This is a genomic window from Neisseria sp. P0021.S007, from assembly GCF_051956855.1.
Window position 1 is genome coordinate 1 of the sequence record NZ_JBQCXA010001015.1, and the last position, 549, is coordinate 549.

The window sequence follows — 549 nt, forward strand, 5'->3', positions numbered from 1 at the left end:
GTGTTGTGGTGATGGGCGCGGCGGATGCGGTAGATGACGGGGTCGCGCATATTGATGTTGCCTGATGCCATATCGATTTTCAGGCGCAGGGTTTTGCTGCCGTCTGGAAATTCGCCGTTTTTCATGCGCGTGAACAGGTCGAGATTTTCTTCGACGCTGCGGTCGCGATAAGGGCTGTTTTTGCCCGCCTCAGTCAGCGTGCCGCGGTATTCGCGCATTTCTTCGGGCGTCAAATCATCGACATAGGCCTTGCCGTCTTTGATTAAACCGACGGCGTAATCGTAAAGCTGGTCGAAATAGTTGGAAGCGAAACGCGGCTCGCCTGCCCAATGGAAACCAAGCCACTCAACGTCTTCTTTGATGGCGTTGACGTATTCGTCGTTTTCTTTTTCGGGGTTGGTGTCGTCGAAACGCAGGTTGCACAAGCCGTCATAAATATACGCCAAACCGAAGTTCAAGCAGATGGATTTGGCGTGGCCGATGTGCAGGTAGCCGTTCGGCTCGGGCGGGAAACGGGTTTGGATGGCTGTATGCTTACCGCTTTTGAGG

Annotated in this window: 1 protein-coding gene; it reads right to left on the bottom strand. The window is 53.9% G+C overall.

The genetic code is table 11. The features are described 5' to 3' along the window. Window positions 1-549 (bottom strand): glutamate--tRNA ligase family protein (locus ACTHUR_RS17265; protein ID WP_440399939.1); only part of this gene is annotated, 549 nt, incomplete at both ends.